The 17,732-nt window shown below is 61.0% G+C and carries 18 protein-coding genes; 7 read left to right on the top strand and 11 right to left on the bottom strand.

All coding sequences use genetic code 11. From position 1 onward, the window contains the following. Positions 1-50 precede the first annotated feature (50 nt). From ACQ4WS_RS22025 to fdx, 3 genes are all read left to right on the top strand, one after another. Positions 51-464, top strand: a complete 414-nt coding sequence (locus ACQ4WS_RS22025) for a DUF6331 family protein (RefSeq protein WP_436479149.1) — start codon at positions 51-53, stop codon at positions 462-464. Positions 465-507: 43 nt separating this feature from the next. Beyond that, on the top strand, positions 508-1,140 hold the full coding sequence (locus ACQ4WS_RS22020) for a carbonic anhydrase (RefSeq protein WP_436479148.1): 633 nt from the start codon (positions 508-510) through the stop codon (positions 1,138-1,140). 89 nt (positions 1,141-1,229) lie between these two features. Further along, entirely contained in the window at positions 1,230-1,562 is a 333-nt protein-coding gene (fdx, locus tag ACQ4WS_RS22015) for an ISC system 2Fe-2S type ferredoxin (protein WP_436479147.1), read from the top strand. Between the two features lie 44 nt (positions 1,563-1,606). On the opposite strand, the gene ACQ4WS_RS22010 is transcribed toward fdx, so the two are convergent. Further along, positions 1,607-3,652: a M13 family metallopeptidase gene (locus ACQ4WS_RS22010; protein ID WP_436479146.1), complete on the bottom strand. Its 2,046-nt coding sequence runs from the start codon at positions 3,650-3,652 to the stop codon at positions 1,607-1,609. Between the two features lie 137 nt (positions 3,653-3,789). Between ACQ4WS_RS22010 and ACQ4WS_RS22005 the strand changes: the two genes are divergently transcribed. Further along, positions 3,790-4,131, top strand: coding sequence for a DUF7661 family protein (locus ACQ4WS_RS22005; RefSeq protein ID WP_436479145.1), 342 nt, complete (start codon positions 3,790-3,792; stop codon positions 4,129-4,131). Between the two features lie 12 nt (positions 4,132-4,143). On the opposite strand, the gene ACQ4WS_RS22000 is transcribed toward ACQ4WS_RS22005, so the two are convergent. Then, complete coding sequence (locus ACQ4WS_RS22000) at positions 4,144-4,713, bottom strand: DUF1439 domain-containing protein (protein WP_436479144.1); 570 nt, start codon at positions 4,711-4,713, stop codon at positions 4,144-4,146. Here ACQ4WS_RS22000 and ACQ4WS_RS21995 point away from each other — a divergent pair. Next, on the top strand, positions 4,712-4,909 hold the full coding sequence (locus tag ACQ4WS_RS21995; RefSeq protein WP_436479143.1) for a hypothetical protein: 198 nt from the start codon (positions 4,712-4,714) through the stop codon (positions 4,907-4,909). The two genes, ACQ4WS_RS22000 and ACQ4WS_RS21995, sit on opposite strands and share 2 nt — an antisense overlap. Before the next feature lie 8 nt (positions 4,910-4,917). On the opposite strand, the gene ACQ4WS_RS21990 is transcribed toward ACQ4WS_RS21995, so the two are convergent. The 5 genes from ACQ4WS_RS21990 to ACQ4WS_RS21970 all read right to left on the bottom strand — a co-directional run bounded on the left by ACQ4WS_RS21990 (position 4,918) and on the right by ACQ4WS_RS21970 (position 11,249). Continuing rightward, a complete protein-coding gene (locus tag ACQ4WS_RS21990) occupies positions 4,918-5,805 on the bottom strand; it encodes a hypothetical protein (protein ID WP_436479142.1) in 888 nt (295 codons plus the stop codon). A 35-nt stretch (positions 5,806-5,840) separates the two neighbouring features. Continuing rightward, complete coding sequence (locus tag ACQ4WS_RS21985) at positions 5,841-6,284, bottom strand: hemerythrin domain-containing protein (RefSeq protein ID WP_436479141.1); 444 nt, start codon at positions 6,282-6,284, stop codon at positions 5,841-5,843. Between the two features lie 106 nt (positions 6,285-6,390). Beyond that, positions 6,391-7,746, bottom strand: a complete 1,356-nt coding sequence (gene prsR, locus ACQ4WS_RS21980; RefSeq protein ID WP_436479140.1) for a PEP-CTERM-box response regulator transcription factor — start codon at positions 7,744-7,746, stop codon at positions 6,391-6,393. Positions 7,747-7,761: 15 nt separating this feature from the next. After that, the gene (gene prsK / locus ACQ4WS_RS21975; protein WP_436479139.1) at positions 7,762-9,864 is read right to left on the bottom strand and encodes an XrtA/PEP-CTERM system histidine kinase PrsK; all 2,103 of its coding nucleotides are present in this window, start codon (positions 9,862-9,864) and stop codon (positions 7,762-7,764) included. Continuing rightward, positions 9,861-11,249 (bottom strand): TIGR03013 family XrtA/PEP-CTERM system glycosyltransferase, encoded by a 1,389-nt coding sequence (locus ACQ4WS_RS21970; protein ID WP_436479138.1) that lies wholly within the window; start codon positions 11,247-11,249, stop codon positions 9,861-9,863. The genes prsK and ACQ4WS_RS21970 overlap by 4 nt, the downstream gene beginning before the upstream one ends. Before the next feature lie 203 nt (positions 11,250-11,452). On the opposite strand from ACQ4WS_RS21970, the gene nadB reads away from it, so the two are divergent. Continuing rightward, complete coding sequence (gene nadB / locus ACQ4WS_RS21965; RefSeq protein WP_436479137.1) at positions 11,453-13,066, top strand: L-aspartate oxidase; 1,614 nt, start codon at positions 11,453-11,455, stop codon at positions 13,064-13,066. A gap of 337 nt (positions 13,067-13,403) precedes the next feature. On the opposite strand, the gene tnpC is transcribed toward nadB, so the two are convergent. The 3 genes from tnpC to ACQ4WS_RS21950 are packed head-to-tail and all read right to left on the bottom strand — an operon-like array spanning position 13,404 to position 15,744. Then, on the bottom strand, positions 13,404-14,990 hold the full coding sequence (tnpC, locus tag ACQ4WS_RS21960; RefSeq protein WP_436479136.1) for an IS66 family transposase: 1,587 nt from the start codon (positions 14,988-14,990) through the stop codon (positions 13,404-13,406). A 29-nt stretch (positions 14,991-15,019) separates the two neighbouring features. After that, positions 15,020-15,367 (bottom strand): IS66 family insertion sequence element accessory protein TnpB, encoded by a 348-nt coding sequence (gene tnpB / locus ACQ4WS_RS21955; RefSeq protein WP_436479135.1) that lies wholly within the window; start codon positions 15,365-15,367, stop codon positions 15,020-15,022. Beyond that, positions 15,364-15,744, bottom strand: coding sequence for a transposase (locus ACQ4WS_RS21950; RefSeq protein ID WP_436479134.1), 381 nt, complete (start codon positions 15,742-15,744; stop codon positions 15,364-15,366). Before ACQ4WS_RS21950 ends, tnpB begins: the two co-directional genes overlap by 4 nt. Positions 15,745-16,604: 860 nt before the next feature. Between ACQ4WS_RS21950 and ACQ4WS_RS21945 the strand changes: the two genes are divergently transcribed. Beyond that, complete coding sequence (locus tag ACQ4WS_RS21945; protein ID WP_436479133.1) at positions 16,605-16,874, top strand: hypothetical protein; 270 nt, start codon at positions 16,605-16,607, stop codon at positions 16,872-16,874. Between the two features lie 61 nt (positions 16,875-16,935). Here the strand turns inward: ACQ4WS_RS21945 and ACQ4WS_RS21940 are convergent, their stop codons facing one another. Beyond that, a complete protein-coding gene (locus tag ACQ4WS_RS21940; protein WP_436479132.1) occupies positions 16,936-17,562 on the bottom strand; it encodes a tyrosine-type recombinase/integrase in 627 nt (208 codons plus the stop codon). Between the last annotated feature and the right edge of the window lie 170 nt (positions 17,563-17,732).

The raw sequence follows: 17,732 nt of genomic DNA, 5'->3' as shown, positions 1-17,732 counted from the left end.
TCGGGCGGTTTTTTCATCATGCGATGCCACTCAGCAGGAAAACCTGAAAAATGACCGAACGCGACCGCCAGCATGATATCCAGATCGGCGCTGAGACATGGATAGAGTTCATCAGCCTCGATGGCCGCTATGAGCAGGCGATCGACATCGATGCCCTGCTGGACGGGCTATGGCCGTTGATCTGCCGCCTGGAAACCCATTGCGTCGCCGGCTGCTGCGGCATGGATGCCTTCGATTTCACGCCTGCAGCCATCGATACGGCCCTGCTTGAGCTTGACCGCGCGCAACTGCATGCCGCCTGCGCGCAAGCCCGCAGTGCCGTGACAGCGGCCGCCAGCGACGTCTTCACGAGCGAGACGATGAATCATGTGGCCGATAAACGCGTGTTCCTGCAATTGCTGCAGCATCTCGAGCGCTGCCTTGCCGGCCCTCAAAAGGACCAGCCGGCAAGCCAGCCGCGCTGACATCGGCGATAATACCGGCTCACACCACTCTCTTCTTTTATTTATGCGCGACATCATTGCCGGATTTCTACGTTTCCAAAAGGAAGTCTTTCCTGAACGCCGAGAGTTATTCAAGACACTGGCCACGGGACAGACGCCCAAGGCCTTGTTCATTTCCTGCTCCGACAGCCGCATGGTGCCGGAACTGGTGACGCAGCGCGAACCTGGCGAATTGTTCGTGATCCGCAACGCGGGCAACATCGTGCCCTCGTTTGGCCCGGAACCCGGGGGCGTGAGCGCGTCCGTCGAATTTGCCGTGGCGGCCCTGAATGTGACGGACATCGTCATTTGCGGCCATTCCGATTGCGGCGCCATGAAAGCCATCGCCACCTGCACTTGCCTCGATCACATGCCGGCAGTCAAGAACTGGCTGCGCCACGCGGATGCGGCGCGCATGATCAATGAATCGGTCGAGCACGCTACGGAGCAGGAGCGCATTGATGGCATGGTGCGCGCCAATGTCGTGGCGCAACTCAACAACATCCGCACTCACCCTTCGGTGGCGCTGGGCATCACGCAAAAACGCCTGACCCTGCATGGCTGGGTGTATGACATCGAAAACGGTTCGCTCGACGCGCTGGACGAATCCACCGGCCAATTTGTTCCGCTGGCGGAACATCCGGCATCGCAGCTGTAAAGGCAGGAAATCCCCGTCAGGCGCAACATTGCGCTTGACCTTATCCAGGCGGGAAGGTTCAAGGTAGCGGTATTCAAGGAGATTATCGTATGCCAACCATCACCGTGTTACCCCATCCCGAACTGGCGCCCGAAGGCGCCGTGTTTGACGCACCGCAAAACATGAGCATTTGCGACGCCTTGCTGCTCAATCAGATAGACATGGAACACGCTTGCGGCCAGGTCGGCGCCTGTTCCACCTGCCACGTGGTCGTGGTGCAAGGTTTCGATACGCTCAATGCACTGGGCGACAATGAAGAAGACATGCTCGACCAGGCCTGGGGCTTGCAGCCCCACTCGCGCCTGTCGTGCCAGGCAAGAGTGAGCCTCGAAGACCTGACCGTCGAGCTGCCCAGGTACACGCTCAACCACGCCAAGGAATAGTCCCCGGCGCGGTGCGCGACTGCCCTACGGGCTTACCACATGATTTACCACATGATCACGCGCTGCTCGGGCGCCAAATACATCGGGTCGCCCGGCTTGATGCCGAATGCCTCGTAAAAGCCGGGCTGGTTCTTCACCGTGCCCTTGGCGCGGAATTCGCCCGGCGAATGCGGGTCGCTCTTGATCTGCGCGATGGCCGCTTCGGGACGCAATTTCGCGCGCCACTTCTGCGCAAAGCCAATATACAGGCGCTGTTCGCCCGTCAAGCCATCGAGCACGGGCGACGGCTTGCCGTGCAAGGAACGCTGATACGCCTTGTAGGTGATCGACAGGCCGGAATTGTCGCCGATGTTTTCACCCAGGGTCAGCTCGCCATTGATGTGGTAGCCAGGCACGGGGCTGTAGGCGCCATACTGCTTGACGAGCCCGGCGGCCAGCGCCTTGAAGGCCGCGCGGTCCTCTGCCGTCCACCAGTTGCGCAAGCGGCCCTTGGCGTCGTACTGGCTGCCGGAATCGTCGAAGGCATGGCTGATTTCATGGCCAAAGGTGATGCCCAGCAAGCCGTAATTGACGGCATCTTCCGCTTTCACGTTAAAGAATGGCGGTTGCAAAATGGCGGCCGGGATCGTGATGGCGTTCAGCGCCGGGCTGTAGCTGGCGTTGACGGTTTGCGGCGTCATCGACCATTCGTCGCGGTCGACCGGTTTGCCCAGCTTGGCCAGGTTTTGCTGGCGGCTCCACACGCGCGAGGCGCGCACGTTGGCGATCAGGTCGTTCGGCCGCGTCTGCATGCTGCTGTAGTCGCGCCAGGTATCGGGATACGCGACCTTCGGCTTCAGGGCGGCCAGCTTGAGTTGGGCTTCCTTCTTGGTTTCCGGGCCCATCCAGTCGAGCTGCTCGATGCCATCCTTGAACGAGGCGACGAAGTTGTCGAACATGGCCATCACGCGGGGCCGGGTTTCCGGCGGCAAATACATTTCCACGTAGCGCTTGCCGATGGCATCACTGATGGCGCCATCCGTAAAGCGCAGCGCCAGCTGCCACTGCGGTTCGCTTTGCGGCACGCCGCGCAGCACCGTGCCGTCGAAGGCGAAACGTTCCTTGACGCTGGCGCTGTCCAGGTAGGAAGCATAGCTTTCGATGATGCGCCAGTTCAGATAGCTCTTCCACGATTCCAGCGGCACGGCGGCCATGGTCTCGGAAAAGCCTGTCATGAAGCTGGGCTGGCGTACCACGGCCGAGGAGGCTTTCGGCGCCAGGCCGGCGGCGGCAAAGTAGGCGTTCCAGTCGAAGGCCGGCGCCAGTGCCGCGAATTGGTCGAAATCGACGCGGTTGTACGACTTGACGGGGTCGCGCATCTGCACGCGCGTCCACTGCACGGCCGCCAAACGCGTTTCGAGGTCGAGAATTTGCGCCGCGTGTGCGGCAGCGGCCTGGTCGCCGCTCATGGCCAGCATGGTTTCGATATGCTTGAGGTATTTGGCGCGCACGGCTTGCAGCTTGGCGTCGTCCTGCTTCAGGTAGTAATCGCGGTCAGGCAAGCCCAGGCCGGACTGGCTGATGTTGACCGTGTAGCGCTCGGGGTCTTGCGCATCGGGCGCCACATAGGCGGAAAACGGCGTGGCGATGCCATTGCCTTGCAGGTAGGCCAGCAGCGCCGGCAAGTCTTTCTTGTCTTTGACGGCGGCGACGCGGGCCAGTTCGGCGCGCAGTGGCTTGAAGCCGGCTGCATTGCGCGCCTTGTCGTTCATGAAGCTCGTGTACAGGTCGGCGATCTTGTGCGCTTCGCTGCCGGGCTTGCCAGGATTCTTGACGCTGGCATCGATCAGGCCGCGCAACTGGCCTTGGGCGATTTCACGCAATTCGATATACGTGCCCCAGACGGATTTGTCGGCAGGGATGTCCGTATTGCGGGTCCATACGCCGTTGACGTAGCCGTAGAAATCATCCCTGGGGCTCACTGCCGGGTCCAGGGTTTTCAGGTCGATGCCCGATACGGGCGCGGTAGCATTGGTAGCTTGGGCGTACAGCGATGGCGAAGATAAGGCGAGCAAGGCGCAGCAGGCGGCGCTGATGAGTGAACGTTTCACGAAGATTCCTTTAATTGTTTTAACTTCATGTTGGGGAACATGCTGTGTCCAGGCATGGGAGGCAGGATTATAGTCGGCCTGTCTGCGGAGAAACAATGTCCGTTGAACAAGTCCAGTGATCCGATGGGCGCTGAAGCATGCCTCAAGCCCGCGCCGATGAGCAGAAAATGTTACCATCGAGCAACAACCATACCCGACGCTCGCCACATCTTTTTGCCTGGCGCTTTGACTGGAGAAGTTTGATGCAGGAATGCAGATTCAATATTTTCGGCACGCTGATTGCCGTCCGTGGGAGTCAGGGCGCCTGGCGCGCCTTCTATCTCGGCACGGAAGGCAAGCGCCGACCTGCCGATTTCATTATTCCGGACGATATTCAAGCCGATGCGCTGTGCGAATACCTGGCTGACCTGTTTCATGAAGAGGCGACGCAGCGCAATAACACGGCCACGCAAATCACCACGCCCGCGTGCGAGGCCTAAGCTACTTCACCGCTACTTCACCGGCTCGAACGTCACCGTCAGCCCATTGCCGGTGGTCCTGATCTGCGTCGGCACGAATTGCACGCCCGCGTAGCGCAATTCGTCGGGCTTGAACGTATAGATCGGCGTTTCATGCATGAGCTGGTCGGCCACCAGGCTGGCCACCTTGGCGAACTGGCGCTGCTGGGCTTCATCCATGCCGTCGATGCTCACCTTGTCCACGCTCGCTTCGCTCAGGTAGACGGCATTGCGCTGGGCGTCGAGCACCAGACGGCCCGACATGGCCAGGCTGCCGCGCCAGCTCTGGCGGATGAAGGGCGGCAAGACACTGGCGTCCACGCTGAGGGCGACTCTTTCGCGCTCGGGCTGCAGCGACAGTTGCGGGTGGGTCAGCTTGACGTCCAGCACGGACAGCACCCGTTTATCGATGGGAAAGCGGCGCTCCAGGCCTTGCTGCATCTTGCTCAGCGACACATTCACGTCGCGCGGGCCGATCAGGGTGGAACACGAAGCCAGCACCGTGCAGGCAAAGGCAGCGATGGCGGCGGTTTTCAGCAAGGGGCGGATGGCGGTCACATTCATGGATAGTCTCGGTGGAAAGATGGCGCCATCTTACACATGCACCCGCTTCAAGACAAACGGCGCCCGGCTTGCGGCGGGCGCCGTTGTTTACGTCAACGTCTTATTAATGCACGAACAGGGCGATCAATATGACGATGGGCAATGGAATGCCCAGCAGCAGCAAGAGGATGGAACGCATGGCAATCTCCTAGATTGAATGGTGGATTAAATGGTCACGTGGCGCAGCACGCGCTCATGGTCGCGCTGGCGGCCGCCAAACGTTGCCGCCAGGCTGGCGACGAAAGCGCCAAGCAGCAAGGCGACAAACATCCACAGCGCCGTGTGCGCACCAGCCTTGCGGGCAGTGTCGGCCGCTTGCTGGGCGGCCGCCTTGGCATCGGCGGCGGCCTTGGCGGCGCGGGCGTAGACGGCGTCGACGCGCGCTTCCGCTTCAGCCTGCGTCAAGCCCGTGCGGCTGGCCACGACCTGGCCAAGGTAGGCGCGGTCGTCGGCGGCCAGGCTGCCCGTGGACAGGCTTGTTGCGAAGATCTTGCCGATTTCCATGCGCTGGTCGGCGAGCGTGCCACCCGCCTCGGCCGCTGGCGCGGCGCGCAGCAGCATGTCCGAGAAATAGTCGAGCGCATTGGCACCGCTACCCTCGCCTTGTTTGGCGCCTGCCGCCGCTGCGGGTGCAAGCGCTGCCGCCACGCCGCTACCCGCATCGATGGCACCGCTCAGCACGGCGCGCGTGCCGCCAGCCAGCACGGCCACGGTAATCAGGGTGGCCACGGCCCAGGCCAGCAAGCCGTGCGCCGTATCGCGGAAATGCACCTCATCCGTGTGGATGGAACTCCATTTCACGCGCAGGCGGCCCGCCATGTAGCCGCCGATGCCGGACGCGGCCAGTTGCATGAAGGCCAGCCAGGCGATGGTCGATACACCGATGGCCGTGGCGTTGAACGACCACGGCGACACGGACGACAAACCCAGGCCCACGCCGAGGATCAGCAAAATGAAAGACAAGGCGGCCGCAGCGGCAGCGCCGGCCAGCACGGCGCCCCAGGAGACGCCTGGATTGTTCAAGTCCGATACGGACAATTGTGTAGCTTGCATAAAATACTCCCTTGCTTGTTGGATTTTTAAACCGTTCAGGCGGCCACGCCCGTCAGCTGTTGCTTGCGCGCGGCCATTTCCCGGCCCAGCGCATCGAGGTCAACGGCCGTATGGCGCACTTTGGGAAACATGTCGCCCTCTTCTTCCTTGACGTGGTGTTCGATCTGCTCGGAAAGCACCTTGACCTTGGCGTCGTACAGGTCGTCGGCGGGATCCATCGCGGTAATTTGCGCGATGAGTTCCTTGGCGCTGGCGTGCTCGACGACGGCTTCATCCATCAGGTCGCCATCGTGGATGGGACGGCGCACGGCCGGATAGAAGATTTCTTCTTCCAACTGCGTGTGCACCGTCAATTCCTGACAAATCTGGTCGGCCAGCTTTTTCTTGGTGGCAAATGAGCGGTCGCTCAAGCCTTCATATTGGGCAAACAAGGCTTTCACGGCCTTGTGGTCCTGCACTAATAAACTGATCGCATTCATGGCGCCTCCTTGTTGTGGATAAGATAAGGATGCGCCATGGCGGCACCAGCGTATGTGCGACGCCTTACACAATCTTGATTTTTAATACACTTGCTTGCTTGGGCGCCTACTTGATGCCGTGATGCCCCATCAGGTCGTACAGGGTAGGCCGGCTCACGCCCAACAGCTCGGCCGCGCGGGCGATATTGCCGTCGGCCCGCGCCAGCGCGCGCACCATCACCTTGTATTCGGCCCCTTCGCGGGCCTGGCGCAGGTTCAGCGGTTCATCCTGGGGCGCTGCCTGGGCGCTGGCGGGTAAGCCCAGGTCATCGGCGGCGATCTGCGGCCCGTCGCACATGATGACGGCGCGCCTGATGCAGTTTTCCACTTCCCGCACATTGCCGGGCCAGCCATAGCTTTCGATCAGTTGCAGCGCGCCGGCGCTGAAATGCAGGTGGCTGCGGCCTTCGCTGGCGCAGAACTTGTTCTTGAAATGGTGCGCCAGCAAGGCAGCATCGCCGGCCCGCTCGCGCAGGGGAGGAATGCGCAAAACGATTTCGCTGAGCCGGTAAAACAGGTCTTCGCGGAAACGTCCCTGTTCCGCCAGCACTTTCAAATCCTGGTGCGTGGCGCAGACGATGCGCACGTTGACGGCGATCTCGGCGCGCCCGCCCACCCTTTCAATGACTCTTTCCTGCAGGAAACGCAGCAATTTCGCCTGCAGCGCCATCGGCATGTCGCCGATTTCATCGAGAAAGAAGGTGCCGCCGTGGGCCAGTTCGATCTTGCCCAGGGTTTGCCGCGCCGCGCCCGTAAACGCTCCCCGCTCATAGCCGAACAACTCGCTTTCCAGCAAGTTTTCGGGGATGGCCGCGCAATTGATGGCAACAAAACGCTGGGCATGGCGGCTGGACAGCGCATGCAAGCCCCGCGCGATCAGTTCCTTGCCGCTGCCCGAATCGCCCAGCAACATCACGCTGGCCGACGAGGGCGCCACTTTTTCCACGCTGCGGCACAGTTTCAGCATGCCCGGATCGCGGCTGACGATGCCAGCCAGGGGCGAGTCCGCCTGCGTCTGCAGCATGCGGCGGTTTTCCTGCTGCATCGCATGTAAATAGAAAGCGCGCGCGATGACCAGGCCCAGCATGTCGGCCTCGAACGGCTTCTGGTGGAAATCGTAGGCGCCCAGCGCGATGGCTTTTAAGGCATGTGCCCGTTCCTGGTTGCCCGAGAGGATGATGACTTTCGTGTCCGGCGCCAGCGCGAGGATGTGCTGCAAGGTGGCCAGGCCTTCCGTGGCGCCGTCCGGGTCAGGCGGCAAGCCCAGGTCCATCGTCACCACGGCCGGCTGGTGGCGCCGCACCAGCGCCAGCGCCGCCTCGCGCTCTGCCGCCAGCAAGACCTCGTAACCGTCAAAACTCCAGTGCAGCTGCTTTTGCAGGCCGGGATCGTCTTCGATGACCAGCAGTTTTTGTTTCGCCATACGTATGCACTCCAGTCAGCGGGTAGAACAGCGGAAATCTGGGGTATGACCCGGCGGGTCAGACCCCATGGCCGCATGCAGCGGCAGGATCACGCGGAACGTCGTACCCACTTGCGGCTCGCTGCGCACTTCCAGGCTGCCGCCCACTTCGCGCAGGTATTCGCGGCTTTCGAACACGCCGATGCCCATGCCCGCCGTCTTGGTCGTGTCGAACGGCTTGAATAGGCGCTCGCGGATGAACTGTTCGCTCATGCCCTGCCCCGTATCGTCGAGCTCGACGACGGCCGTGTGCTGCTCGCGCCGCAGCCGCACGGCCACCTTGCCATCGCTGGCCGTCGCCTCGATGGCGTTCTGGATCAAATGCCCCAGCACCCGCTCCAGGCGCGCGCGGTTGGCCAGCACCGTCAGTTCGCCATCGACGATTTCCAGCCGGGGCGCCGGCGCCAGGCTGGCCTTGGCCGCCACGGCCTGGCGCAGCAAGCCGTCGAGCTGCAACGGCGCGGGCGCTTCCGGCGCCTCACCGCGCGCCAGCTTTTGCAGCAAGGTCTTCATTTTCTGCACGGAATGGTCGAGCGTGCCCAGCATGTCTTCCTGGAAAGCGGGATTGGCGCGGTGCTTTTCCGCATTGCTCAATAGCAGGGACAGCTGGAACACGAGGTTTTTCAAGTCGTGCACGATGAAGGTGGACATGCGGTTGAACGAGTCGAACTGACGCGCCACCGTCAGGGTATCGAGCGATTCACGGTGCGCCAGGTAACTGGCGGCCTGGCTGCCGGCAATTTTCAGCACGTCGAGGATTTCCCAGTTCAGGCCGATACGCGTGCGGGGTCGCGCCAGCGCGACAAAGGCGAATAGCTGGCCATGCAGCATCAAGGGCACCAGCAGCCACACGTCAGGCAGCGCCAGCAGCGCGGGGGGCAAGCGCAAGCCGCCGTACTGGCGCGGCTTGTGCTGACAGTCGGGCACGTCGATCACCCAGAGTCGTGCTTCCAGGAACTGGCACAGGGCACCGGACGCCGGCTCGCTCCACGTGCAGGGCGGCCAGTTCCAGCTGGCGGCAGGCGCAAACAGGCCAGGCTCGCGCAGTATCCACAGCGCGCCGGCGCGGCTTTCTACCAGCTGCGCCATGGCCTGTATCGTGCGTTCGCCCAGCGCCGGCCCGTCTTCGGACAGCGCGCGTGTAAACCTGAGCCATTCCTCGCGGTAATCGAAGATGGCATTGTAAAAATGCTTATTGATATACACCTTGAGCTTGGCGCGCAGGCTGCCGGAAAACAGCACACCCGCCAGCAGCAGGGCCGCACCGCCCAGGTAAGCCATCTGCATCAATGAACCCCAGGTGCCGCCGACATAGCGCAAATAGTATGCACTGGCCGCCATGGCCAGCAGGTAGATGGCCGATCCCAGCAAGGCGGCCGAGCGGTACAGCATCTGGCGCGAGACGGACAGGCCCAGTGCCCAGCCCGGGTTGCGCGCGGCCGAGACGGCCAGCAGCGGCGCGCACAGGGCGTCGACGATGCCGCGCGCGGCCCAGATGTCGTCGTTGATAGCGCGAAACAGCAAGGCGTCGCTGTACAGATAGAAATCGTAGGCGAACAGGCCACCCACGCCCAGACAGGCAAACTTGATGCCCCAGCGTTTCAACGGTGGCGTGTTGCGGTACCACTGCTCCACCAGCAACATGCCCAGCACGGCCAGCAGCAAACGGCAGACACTGGCAATGATGCGCGCCGGCAAAGGCAACGCCAGCCAGGATGAGGCCATGGAGCACAAGCAGGGCGCCAGCGCCGTGAGGACGATGCCGGCCAGCACGAGGCGCAAACGGGGCCGCGACGGTTCGATCAGCAGCAGCAAAAACACCAGCCAGGCCAGGGTGCGCAGCAGTTCCAGCGCATCGCCGGCCAGCGCCATGCGCTGTCCCAGCAGCACCAGCACCACCGTGCCCGTGGCCCAGCCGCCCGTCGCCAGGCAAGCCACTAGCAAGGCGCGCACGTTTTGCCGCGCGCGCCAGTTGCTGATGAGTAGCAGCGCCAGCACGAAAAAGGCCAGCGACGCCATGCCATGACTGAGGGCCGCCGCGTCCGCCGCCGCCAGCCAGTCCGACTGCGCCCGCATCATCGGCTGCCCTTGCCAAACAGCACCACTTGCACCGTGTCGAGCAAGATCAGCAAGTCGAGGAAGAGGCTATTGTTTTTCACGTAATACAAATCGTATTGCAGTTTTTTCACGGCATCGTCGACGGAGGCGCCATATTGATAGCGCACCTGCGCCAGGCCCGTGATGCCTGGCTTGATGCTATGACGAATGTTGTAGTACGGCACCTGCTGCTTCAATTGCTCGACAAAATACGCGCGCTCGGGACGGGGGCCCACGAAACTCATCTCGCCGCGAAACACATTGAGCATCTGCGGCAACTCGTCGATGCGCAGCTTGCGGATCAGCTTGCCCACGCGCGTGATGCGCGCATCGTTGTCCAGCGCCCAGATGGGCTTGCCATCGCGCTCGGCGTCGCAGCGCATGCTGCGAAATTTCAACACTTTGAAGGGCAAGCCATCGCGCCCCACCCGCTCTTGCTGGTAGAACACGGGGCCGCCGTCTTCCAGGCGGATGCACAGGGCCGTCACCAGCATCACGGGCAGCGCCGCCAGGCAGATGACGCTGCTTGCGGCCAGGTCGAACAAACGCTTCGAGGCGGCGCGGAAAAAACTCTGGTCAAAACCGCCGCCATAGATCAGATAGCTCGGTTGCAAGGAATCGATGCGGATCTGGCATGCTTCGCGCTCGAAAAACGTGGCCGCATCGATCACTTTCACGCCGCCCAGCGCGCATTCCAGCAATTGCTTGACGGGAAATGCGCCATTGCGGCGGTCGCTGACGGAGACAACGATTTCATGCGCCGCATGACGCTGGGCCATGGCCAGCAGCGACGGTTCGGCCGGCAGCAAGGCCGAGGCCGGCACGCAGCGCTGCTCACCCGCAACATCGATGCAGCCCACGACCGTAAACTGGTGGAAACCGATCTTGCTGGCCGCCAGCTCCATGCATTCGCGCGCCAGCGCCCCGCCGCCCACCAGGATCAACCGGCCTTCCATCAGCGCCGATTGCGAGGACTTGAACACCACCAGGCGCGCCAGCAGCACGCCGATGGCGCCCAGGCCGAAGATCAGCACGCTGCCGCGCCCGAAATGCAAGGAAGGGATAAAACGGATCAATACGCTGAGCACGGCAAAACCCAGCGCGAACGACGGCAGGATGCGCAATAGCGTATTGCGGATGTCTTCGCGCGAACGGTGCTGGTACATGCCCAGCGCGCTCATGCTGAAAACGATGACCAGGGCAAAGATCGAGGACGACAAATACACCTCGCCCGCTCGCACCAGGCGGCTGCCATCGGTCAGCCACAGCATCGAGGTCAGGGTGGCCGACAGCAGCAGGATCATAATTTCCAGCAACAGCAAGATAAACGCTGTTTTCGAGACGTAATGGCTGAAGATGCGGATCATGGGGCCTCCTGCGGCAAAGGCAGCACGCCGCGCATAAGGCGGCCTGTTACCCGTCTTGCCATCATGACCAACTGTTCCAGCGGGACATTGATGCGCCACAAGCTACGGCCCCAGCTATCTTTCACTGGCAGAATTTATCTCAACACATTACCGAATGAGGGGAAATGGCATATAGTATGCTTCCCCTAAAAGAGATAAATGTCATGAAATTTGATGTAGCGATTGTCGGCAGTGGCCTGGCGGGTTTATCGGTTGCACTGCATTTAGCTGAGACGCGCACCGTCGCGATCATTTCCAAACGCGCGCTGCTCGATGGCGCCAGCAACTGGGCGCAAGGCGGCATCGCGGCCGTGCTGGACTCGGGCGACAGCCACCAGCAGCACATCGAAGACACCCTGATCGCGGGCGGCGGCCTGTGCGACGAGAGCGCCACGCGCTACATCGTCGAGCACGGCCGCGAAGCCATCGAATGGCTGATCGAGCAAGGCGTGCCGTTTACACGCGACGCCACGGCCGAGCTGGGTTTCCACCTGACCCGTGAAGGCGGACACAGCCAGCGCCGCATCATCCATGCTGCCGACGCCACCGGGCACGCCGTGCAAGTGACCTTGGAAGAAAAAGTGCGCGCCCACCCGAACATCAGCCTGTTCGAACACCATTGCGCCATCGACCTGATCACCTCCGACAAGCTGGGCATGAAGCCCACGCAACGCAACGCCCAGCCGCATTGCCACGGCCTGTACGTGCAAGATGAACAAACGGGCAAGGTGCACACCTTTGCCGCCGAGCACACCGTGCTGGCCACGGGCGGCGCCGGCAAGGTGTATTTATATACCACCAACCCGGACACGGCCAGCGGCGACGGCATCGCCATGGCCTGGCGCGCCGGCTGCCGCGTGTCGAACATGGAATTCATCCAGTTCCACCCGACATGCCTGTACCACCCTTACGCGAAATCCTTCCTTATCACCGAAGCCATCCGTGGCGAAGGCGGCTTGCTGAAACTGCCGCCTGAAGCGGGCGCAGCAGCCGGCCAGCGCTTCATGCTGGCCCACGATGAGCGGGCCGAACTGGCGCCGCGCGACGTGGTGGCGCGCGCCATCGACTTCGAGATCAAGAAACGGGGCCTCGACTACGTGCACCTAGACATCAGCCACAAGCCGGCCGCATTCCTCATCGAACACTTCCCCACCATCTACGCGCGCTGTTTGGAACTGGGCATCGACATCACCAAGCAGCCTATCCCTATCGTGCCCGCCGCCCACTACACCTGCGGCGGCGTCGTCACGGACCTGTCCGGTCGCGCCGACTTGCCGGGCCTGTATGCCGTGGGCGAGACGGCCTGTACGGGCTTGCATGGCGCAAACCGCCTGGCGTCGAACTCCTTGCTCGAATGCATCGTCATCGGCCGCGCCTGCGCACAGGACATCGAAAGCAAGGAAAAGCTGGGCACGCCGTATTTGCCCGACTGGGATGAAAGCCGCGTCACAGATGCGGATGAAGAAGTGGTGATTTCCCACAACTGGGACGAGCTGCGCCGTTTCATGTGGAATTACGTGGGCATCGTGCGCACGACCAAGCGCCTGGAGCGGGCCCAGCACCGCATCGCCCTGCTGAAAGAGGAAATCGACGAGTACTACCGCAACTTCCGCATCACGCACGACTTACTGGAATTGCGCAATCTGGTCGACGTGGCCTCGATGATCGTCAACAGCGCCCTGTCGCGCCGGGAAAGCCGTGGCTTGCACTTCAGCCGCGATTATCCGGAAACCTTACCGAAAGCCATCGCCAGCGTGCTGACGCCGCCGCATAGGTAGGCGACATACACAAGCGCCGTCTAATGCTGATTGCATCACATCGTACGATCAGGCATTGCGGTGTTCCGCTATTTGCCAGAAGCGCCCACGCTGGAGGCATCGAGCAATCACCGAAACTTAATGCAAATGTTGAATAGTAGACTTTTTGATGCCATTGCATCTGCGGTGGACCTGGATGACCCTGCAGAACAACTTTTAGCTCAGCGATTCATGCTTGAGGCTATTGAACGAGTGACTTCCCAATTGCCTGAGGTGTAAGCGTCTGTTCAGAGCCGTCTTGAGCGCAGCGTCTTTTTGACCGATGATGGCATCACACCGCTGGGAAGCGGCGTGTTTTTCAGACCGTGGCAGCAGGAACGTTGCAGTTCCAAGGCAGGAAGTCGTCAACGCGGTTGACGGGGTGATCGGCGATATGCGTCAGCACATGGCGCAACCAGGCTTCGGGGTCGACTCCGTTCAGCTTGGCCGTGCCGATCAGCGAGTAAATGGCGGCTGCGCGCTCGCCCCCGCTGTCGGCGCCGGCAAACAGGTAATTGCGGCGCCCGATGGCGATGCCGCGCAGCGCCCGTTCGGCAGCCGAGTTGTCGATCTCGATGGCGCCGTCGTCGCAGTAACGCAGCAGCGCCGGCCACTGATTCAGAGCGTACTGAATCGCCCCAGCCGTGTCCGATTTTCGCGAGAGTTTGTCGAGCGCGGTGCGCAACCACCGTCCGAGGTCGTCGAGCAGTGGCCGTGAGCGTTCCTGCCGAACGGCTTTGCGTTCGTCGGGCGGCTTGCCACGGATCCCAGCTTCGATCACATAGAGCTCGGCAATGCGCCGTAGCGCCTCGGTTGTCAGTGGCGACGGCCGGAGCACGTGCAGGTCGTGGAATTTACGGCGGGCATGCGCCCAGCAGGCTGCTTCCTTGATCGCATCACTGTCGTAGAGAAGGTTAAACCCGGCATAGGCATCGGCCTGCAGCACGCCGGTAAACGAGGCCAAGTGTGTCTGCGGATGAATGCCTTTGCGGTCCGCCGAGTAGGCGAACCAGACCGCCGGCGGTGCTGTGTCGCCAGCGGGCCGGTCATCGCGAACATAGGTCCATAGCCGGCCGGTTTTGGTTTTGCCATTGCCTGGTGCGAGCACCGGCACTGGCGTGTCATCGGCGTGCAGTTTGGTGGCCGCGAGCACATGTTGCCGGATCGCGTCGACCAACGGGCGCAACAGCGCGCTAGCGGCCCCCACCCAGCTCGCCAGCAGTGCGCGGTCCAGGTCAACACCCTCGCGTGCATAGATCACGGACTGGCGATACAGCGGCAAGTGGTCGGCGAACTTGGCCACCAGCACATGGGCCAGCAGGCCCGGACCTGCGATGCCGCGCTCTATCGGCCGGCTCGGTGCCGGTGCTTGCACGATGGCGTCGCAGCAGCCACAGGCCAGTTTTGGTCGCACATGGCGGATCACGCGGAAGCTGGCCGGCGTGAACTCGAGCTGTTCGGCCACATCCTCGCCAAGTGGGCTCAAAGTGCCACCGCATGCCGGACAGGCGTCGACCGGTGGCAAGTACACTTTCTCGTCGCGCGGCAGATGATCGGGCAAGGGCTTGCGTGGCGCGCGCCGACGCGGTGCCGGATCCGCCGCAGGCATTTCCCGCTCAGCCTCTGCGTCATCGGCCTGCAGGTCTTCCAGTTGGAGTTCAAGCTGTTCGATCTGGTGGTCCAGCTTCTCGGACTTGCGGCCGAATTGCATGCGCCGCAGCTTGGCGATCTGTAGCTTCAGGTGCTCGATCTCGGCGGCACGTGTCGTCAACTGCGCTTGCATGTTCAGCAGCGCGTCGCCCTGGGTGGCGATGGTCGCGTCGCGTTCGCGCACCAGGCGCTCGCTGGCCAGCAACAGCGCCTTCAAGGCGTCGATGTCGTTGGGCAGGTCGATTGAGCTAAGCATGCGCCGAGTTTACGCGAGCTGCGTGACGTTTACAAGGCCGATGTGGGCCGCCATGTGCGTTCCGGCCGGCGCCAATCGATGCCCTCAAGCAGCATCGAGAGCTGCGCCTGCGTCAACGCCACGCTGCCGCTGGCGGCCTGCGGCCAGACGAAGCGGCCACGTTCAAGGCGCTTAGCCAGCAGGCACAAACCATCGCCGCTCCACCACAGCACCTTGATCATGTCACCGCGCCGGCCACGAAACAGGAACACGTGACCGCTGAACGGATCTTCAGCCAGCGCCGTCTGCGCCTTCGCCGCCAAACCGTTCATGCCAGAGCGCATGTCGGTTACGCCGGCAGCCAGCCAGATCTTGGTCCCAGTAGGCAAGCCGATCATGGCAGCAGCCTAGCCAGCAGCAGCGTCAGCATGGCCGTATCGACCGTGCCTTCCAGGCGCAGCTGCGCCTGGCCCACACTCAGTACAATGACACCGGGCGCGCTGCCTGCGACCGGCGCGGTTACGGGCGGCGTGTCGAGCACAGTGACTGCCACCAACTGACTCGGTGCGTTACCATCGGCCAGCGCCTCGCCACCGAAACGTTTGCGCCAACTGAACAGCTGATTGGTGTTGATGTTTAGCTCGCGGGCGATCAGTGATACGGATGTGCCGTCGACTTCGGTCCGCGCCACGGCGGCGCGCTTGAACTCATCGCTGTGGCGGCGATACGGGCCTCGTTTCGCCCTGGTTGTGACTGGTTGAATTATTGTGTCCATAATTAAATTTGTGGGCACAATCAATTTGTGCCCCAGATTCAATCATGACGATGGGCGGTGTTTAAGGTAAGACGGTGGTGGACAGACGCTTACCCTGAGGTTGCCAAGTCAGCAGCAGCTGTGGCGCATCGATACATCGCCGGTGCGGCGACGGCTGAGGAAGTCATCAGGGAGCGTGTACGCCTCTGGCGAGCAATTGAAGGGCGAGACCAATCGGACGAGCCAGACGTTTTGAAAATAAGAACTGCCATATGCGTCTTGCATCCTATGGATATTGGCGCTCCTGCCGAAACATTGGAGTATTTTTTTTATTTTTGGCAGCAAGGAGGCTTGTCGCAGGCTGAACTGAAGGCCGCTGTTCAAAACAATTATGGAATTTGAGGTGGCTACAACTGGCCAACAGCAGACATTAAAAACGTTAACGTCTTGAGCGGTTCAGGGTACCTAGTGGAAAATCATGGCAGGGAAATTTTTGAGTCGAGGCGCAGTAGTCCACCTTATCAAGAGTCAGGAACGAACTAATGCTATTCAGAAACGCGATGGATTAACCCAGCACCCGGTGCGAACAACGGTGTGTGGTTGCCCTGACCCTGATTGCGGTGGCTGGCATACCATACTGACTGCGAAAAACGTGCCAACCGCAGACGAGTGCAGGTCGATTTTGCAACACGAAAAATCCAAAAGAAAGGGCTAGTTGCGTATGGCCGAGTCCGGCCAGAAGCAGCCATTTAGAGCAAAGTGACAATGTGTGAGAATTTCTGCGTGGCAATCCGCTATACTCTGCCGCCGCTATCGGCCAGAAGCGGTCGTATAGCAACATTCATTTTTTGACCTGGCTACTCAATCATCTAGAGGTAGAAATGGCATCTTTACTACATGAGGTTTGGGAGGAGGAAGATGGAATAACGGTTTGTATTGCTAACGGGAGTCGGCCGGAATTTATGACGGCTGATGCTCGATTTATTGCAACGTTTGAAGCATCTTCCTGGACAGAAGCAATGACAAAGTATTATGAAATGTACGATTTTGGAGTTTACAAGCCCTTCGATTCATCCTCAGAGCCTTACTCCGAAGAGTCGAAAGCTCGCCAAATCGATCAGTTAAAAACGCGTCAAATACGACTGACTTAAGTTAATCTTGGACATGTCGGTTACGTCTGCTTCGGGGCGACTGCTGGCGTCGCCCTTGTTCTCAAGCATCGGTTTGCTCGGCCATTTCTAGCGCATCGTCAACCTCAATGCCAAGATAGCGCACCGTACTTTCCAAGCGCGTGTGGCCCAGCAATAGCTGCACCGCCCGCAAATTTTTTGTGCGACGGTAGATGAGGGTTGGCTTCGTCCGACGCATCGTGTGTGTACTGTATGCCGTCGGGTCCAATCCGATTTCGTCGAACCATTGGTGAACTATGCGCGCGTACTGCCTGGTTGAAATATGCGGCGATTCGGAAATCCGACTGGGGAATAGAAAGTCGCCGTGCCGTAAACCTGCGGCCGAAATCCACTCCCCAAGGCTCTTCCTGGTTCCTGCGGTAAGTTCGAATTGGACAGGTCGCTTCGTTTTCTGCTGCATCACAATGGCCCTCGCTGCTATATGCCCTCCCTGACATACATCGTTGACACGCAACTGGACCAAGTCGCAGCCACGCAATTTGCTATCGATGGCTAAGTTGAAGAGCGCCAAGTCACGCACTCTCCGGTAGATTTCTAGGCGGACGCGAATTGCCCAGATTTCGCTTACGCGCAGCGGCGCTTTTTGCCCGACTAATTTGCCTTTGTTCCATGGTGTAGGTTGACCCAAAAATTGTGCTTGATATTCCATGATAGACCTCCTGAATGGAACTCTACTATGCGTCTAAAGAGCATCGGCGGCGTTAGGGAAGCGCTGATCAATTCGGTTTTCTGGCGAGGTTGGCGCGCCAAATGGGCGACCGATGAGCCGTTCAAGCCCATTTTTCGTTCAAGTTGACGCGATGCTTCGCGTCTTTCTGC

This window comes from Janthinobacterium leeuwenhoeki, from assembly GCF_051380795.1.
Classification (GTDB): domain Bacteria; phylum Pseudomonadota; class Gammaproteobacteria; order Burkholderiales; family Burkholderiaceae_D; genus Janthinobacterium.
The sequence above is the reverse complement of the archived record's forward strand: the minus strand, read 5'-3'. Positions and strand labels throughout refer to the sequence as shown.

What these genes read in the sequence shown, in the direction of transcription:
- ACQ4WS_RS22025 (WP_436479149.1), top strand. Translation starts at nt 51, where the DNA reads ATGACCGAACGCGACCGCCAGCATGATATCCAGATCGGCGCTGAGACA.
- ACQ4WS_RS22020 (WP_436479148.1), top strand. Translation starts at nt 508, where the DNA reads ATGCGCGACATCATTGCCGGATTTCTACGTTTCCAAAAGGAAGTCTTT.
- fdx (WP_436479147.1), top strand. Translation starts at nt 1,230, where the DNA reads ATGCCAACCATCACCGTGTTACCCCATCCCGAACTGGCGCCCGAAGGC.
- ACQ4WS_RS22005 (WP_436479145.1), top strand. Translation starts at nt 3,790, where the DNA reads ATGCCTCAAGCCCGCGCCGATGAGCAGAAAATGTTACCATCGAGCAAC.
- ACQ4WS_RS21995 (WP_436479143.1), top strand. Translation starts at nt 4,712, where the DNA reads ATGGATAGTCTCGGTGGAAAGATGGCGCCATCTTACACATGCACCCGC.
- ACQ4WS_RS22000 (WP_436479144.1), bottom strand. Translation starts at nt 4,713, where the DNA reads ATGAATGTGACCGCCATCCGCCCCTTGCTGAAAACCGCCGCCATCGCT.
- ACQ4WS_RS21990 (WP_436479142.1), bottom strand. Translation starts at nt 5,805, where the DNA reads ATGCAAGCTACACAATTGTCCGTATCGGACTTGAACAATCCAGGCGTC.
- ACQ4WS_RS21985 (WP_436479141.1), bottom strand. Translation starts at nt 6,284, where the DNA reads ATGAATGCGATCAGTTTATTAGTGCAGGACCACAAGGCCGTGAAAGCC.
- prsR (WP_436479140.1), bottom strand. Translation starts at nt 7,746, where the DNA reads ATGGCGAAACAAAAACTGCTGGTCATCGAAGACGATCCCGGCCTGCAA.
- prsK (WP_436479139.1), bottom strand. Translation starts at nt 9,864, where the DNA reads ATGATGCGGGCGCAGTCGGACTGGCTGGCGGCGGCGGACGCGGCGGCC.
- ACQ4WS_RS21970 (WP_436479138.1), bottom strand. Translation starts at nt 11,249, where the DNA reads ATGATCCGCATCTTCAGCCATTACGTCTCGAAAACAGCGTTTATCTTG.
- nadB (WP_436479137.1), top strand. Translation starts at nt 11,453, where the DNA reads ATGAAATTTGATGTAGCGATTGTCGGCAGTGGCCTGGCGGGTTTATCG.
- tnpC (WP_436479136.1), bottom strand. Translation starts at nt 14,990, where the DNA reads ATGCTTAGCTCAATCGACCTGCCCAACGACATCGACGCCTTGAAGGCG.
- tnpB (WP_436479135.1), bottom strand. Translation starts at nt 15,367, where the DNA reads ATGATCGGCTTGCCTACTGGGACCAAGATCTGGCTGGCTGCCGGCGTA.
- ACQ4WS_RS21950 (WP_436479134.1), bottom strand. Translation starts at nt 15,744, where the DNA reads ATGGACACAATAATTCAACCAGTCACAACCAGGGCGAAACGAGGCCCG.
- ACQ4WS_RS21945 (WP_436479133.1), top strand. Translation starts at nt 16,605, where the DNA reads ATGGCATCTTTACTACATGAGGTTTGGGAGGAGGAAGATGGAATAACG.
- ACQ4WS_RS21940 (WP_436479132.1), bottom strand. Translation starts at nt 17,562, where the DNA reads ATGGAATATCAAGCACAATTTTTGGGTCAACCTACACCATGGAACAAA.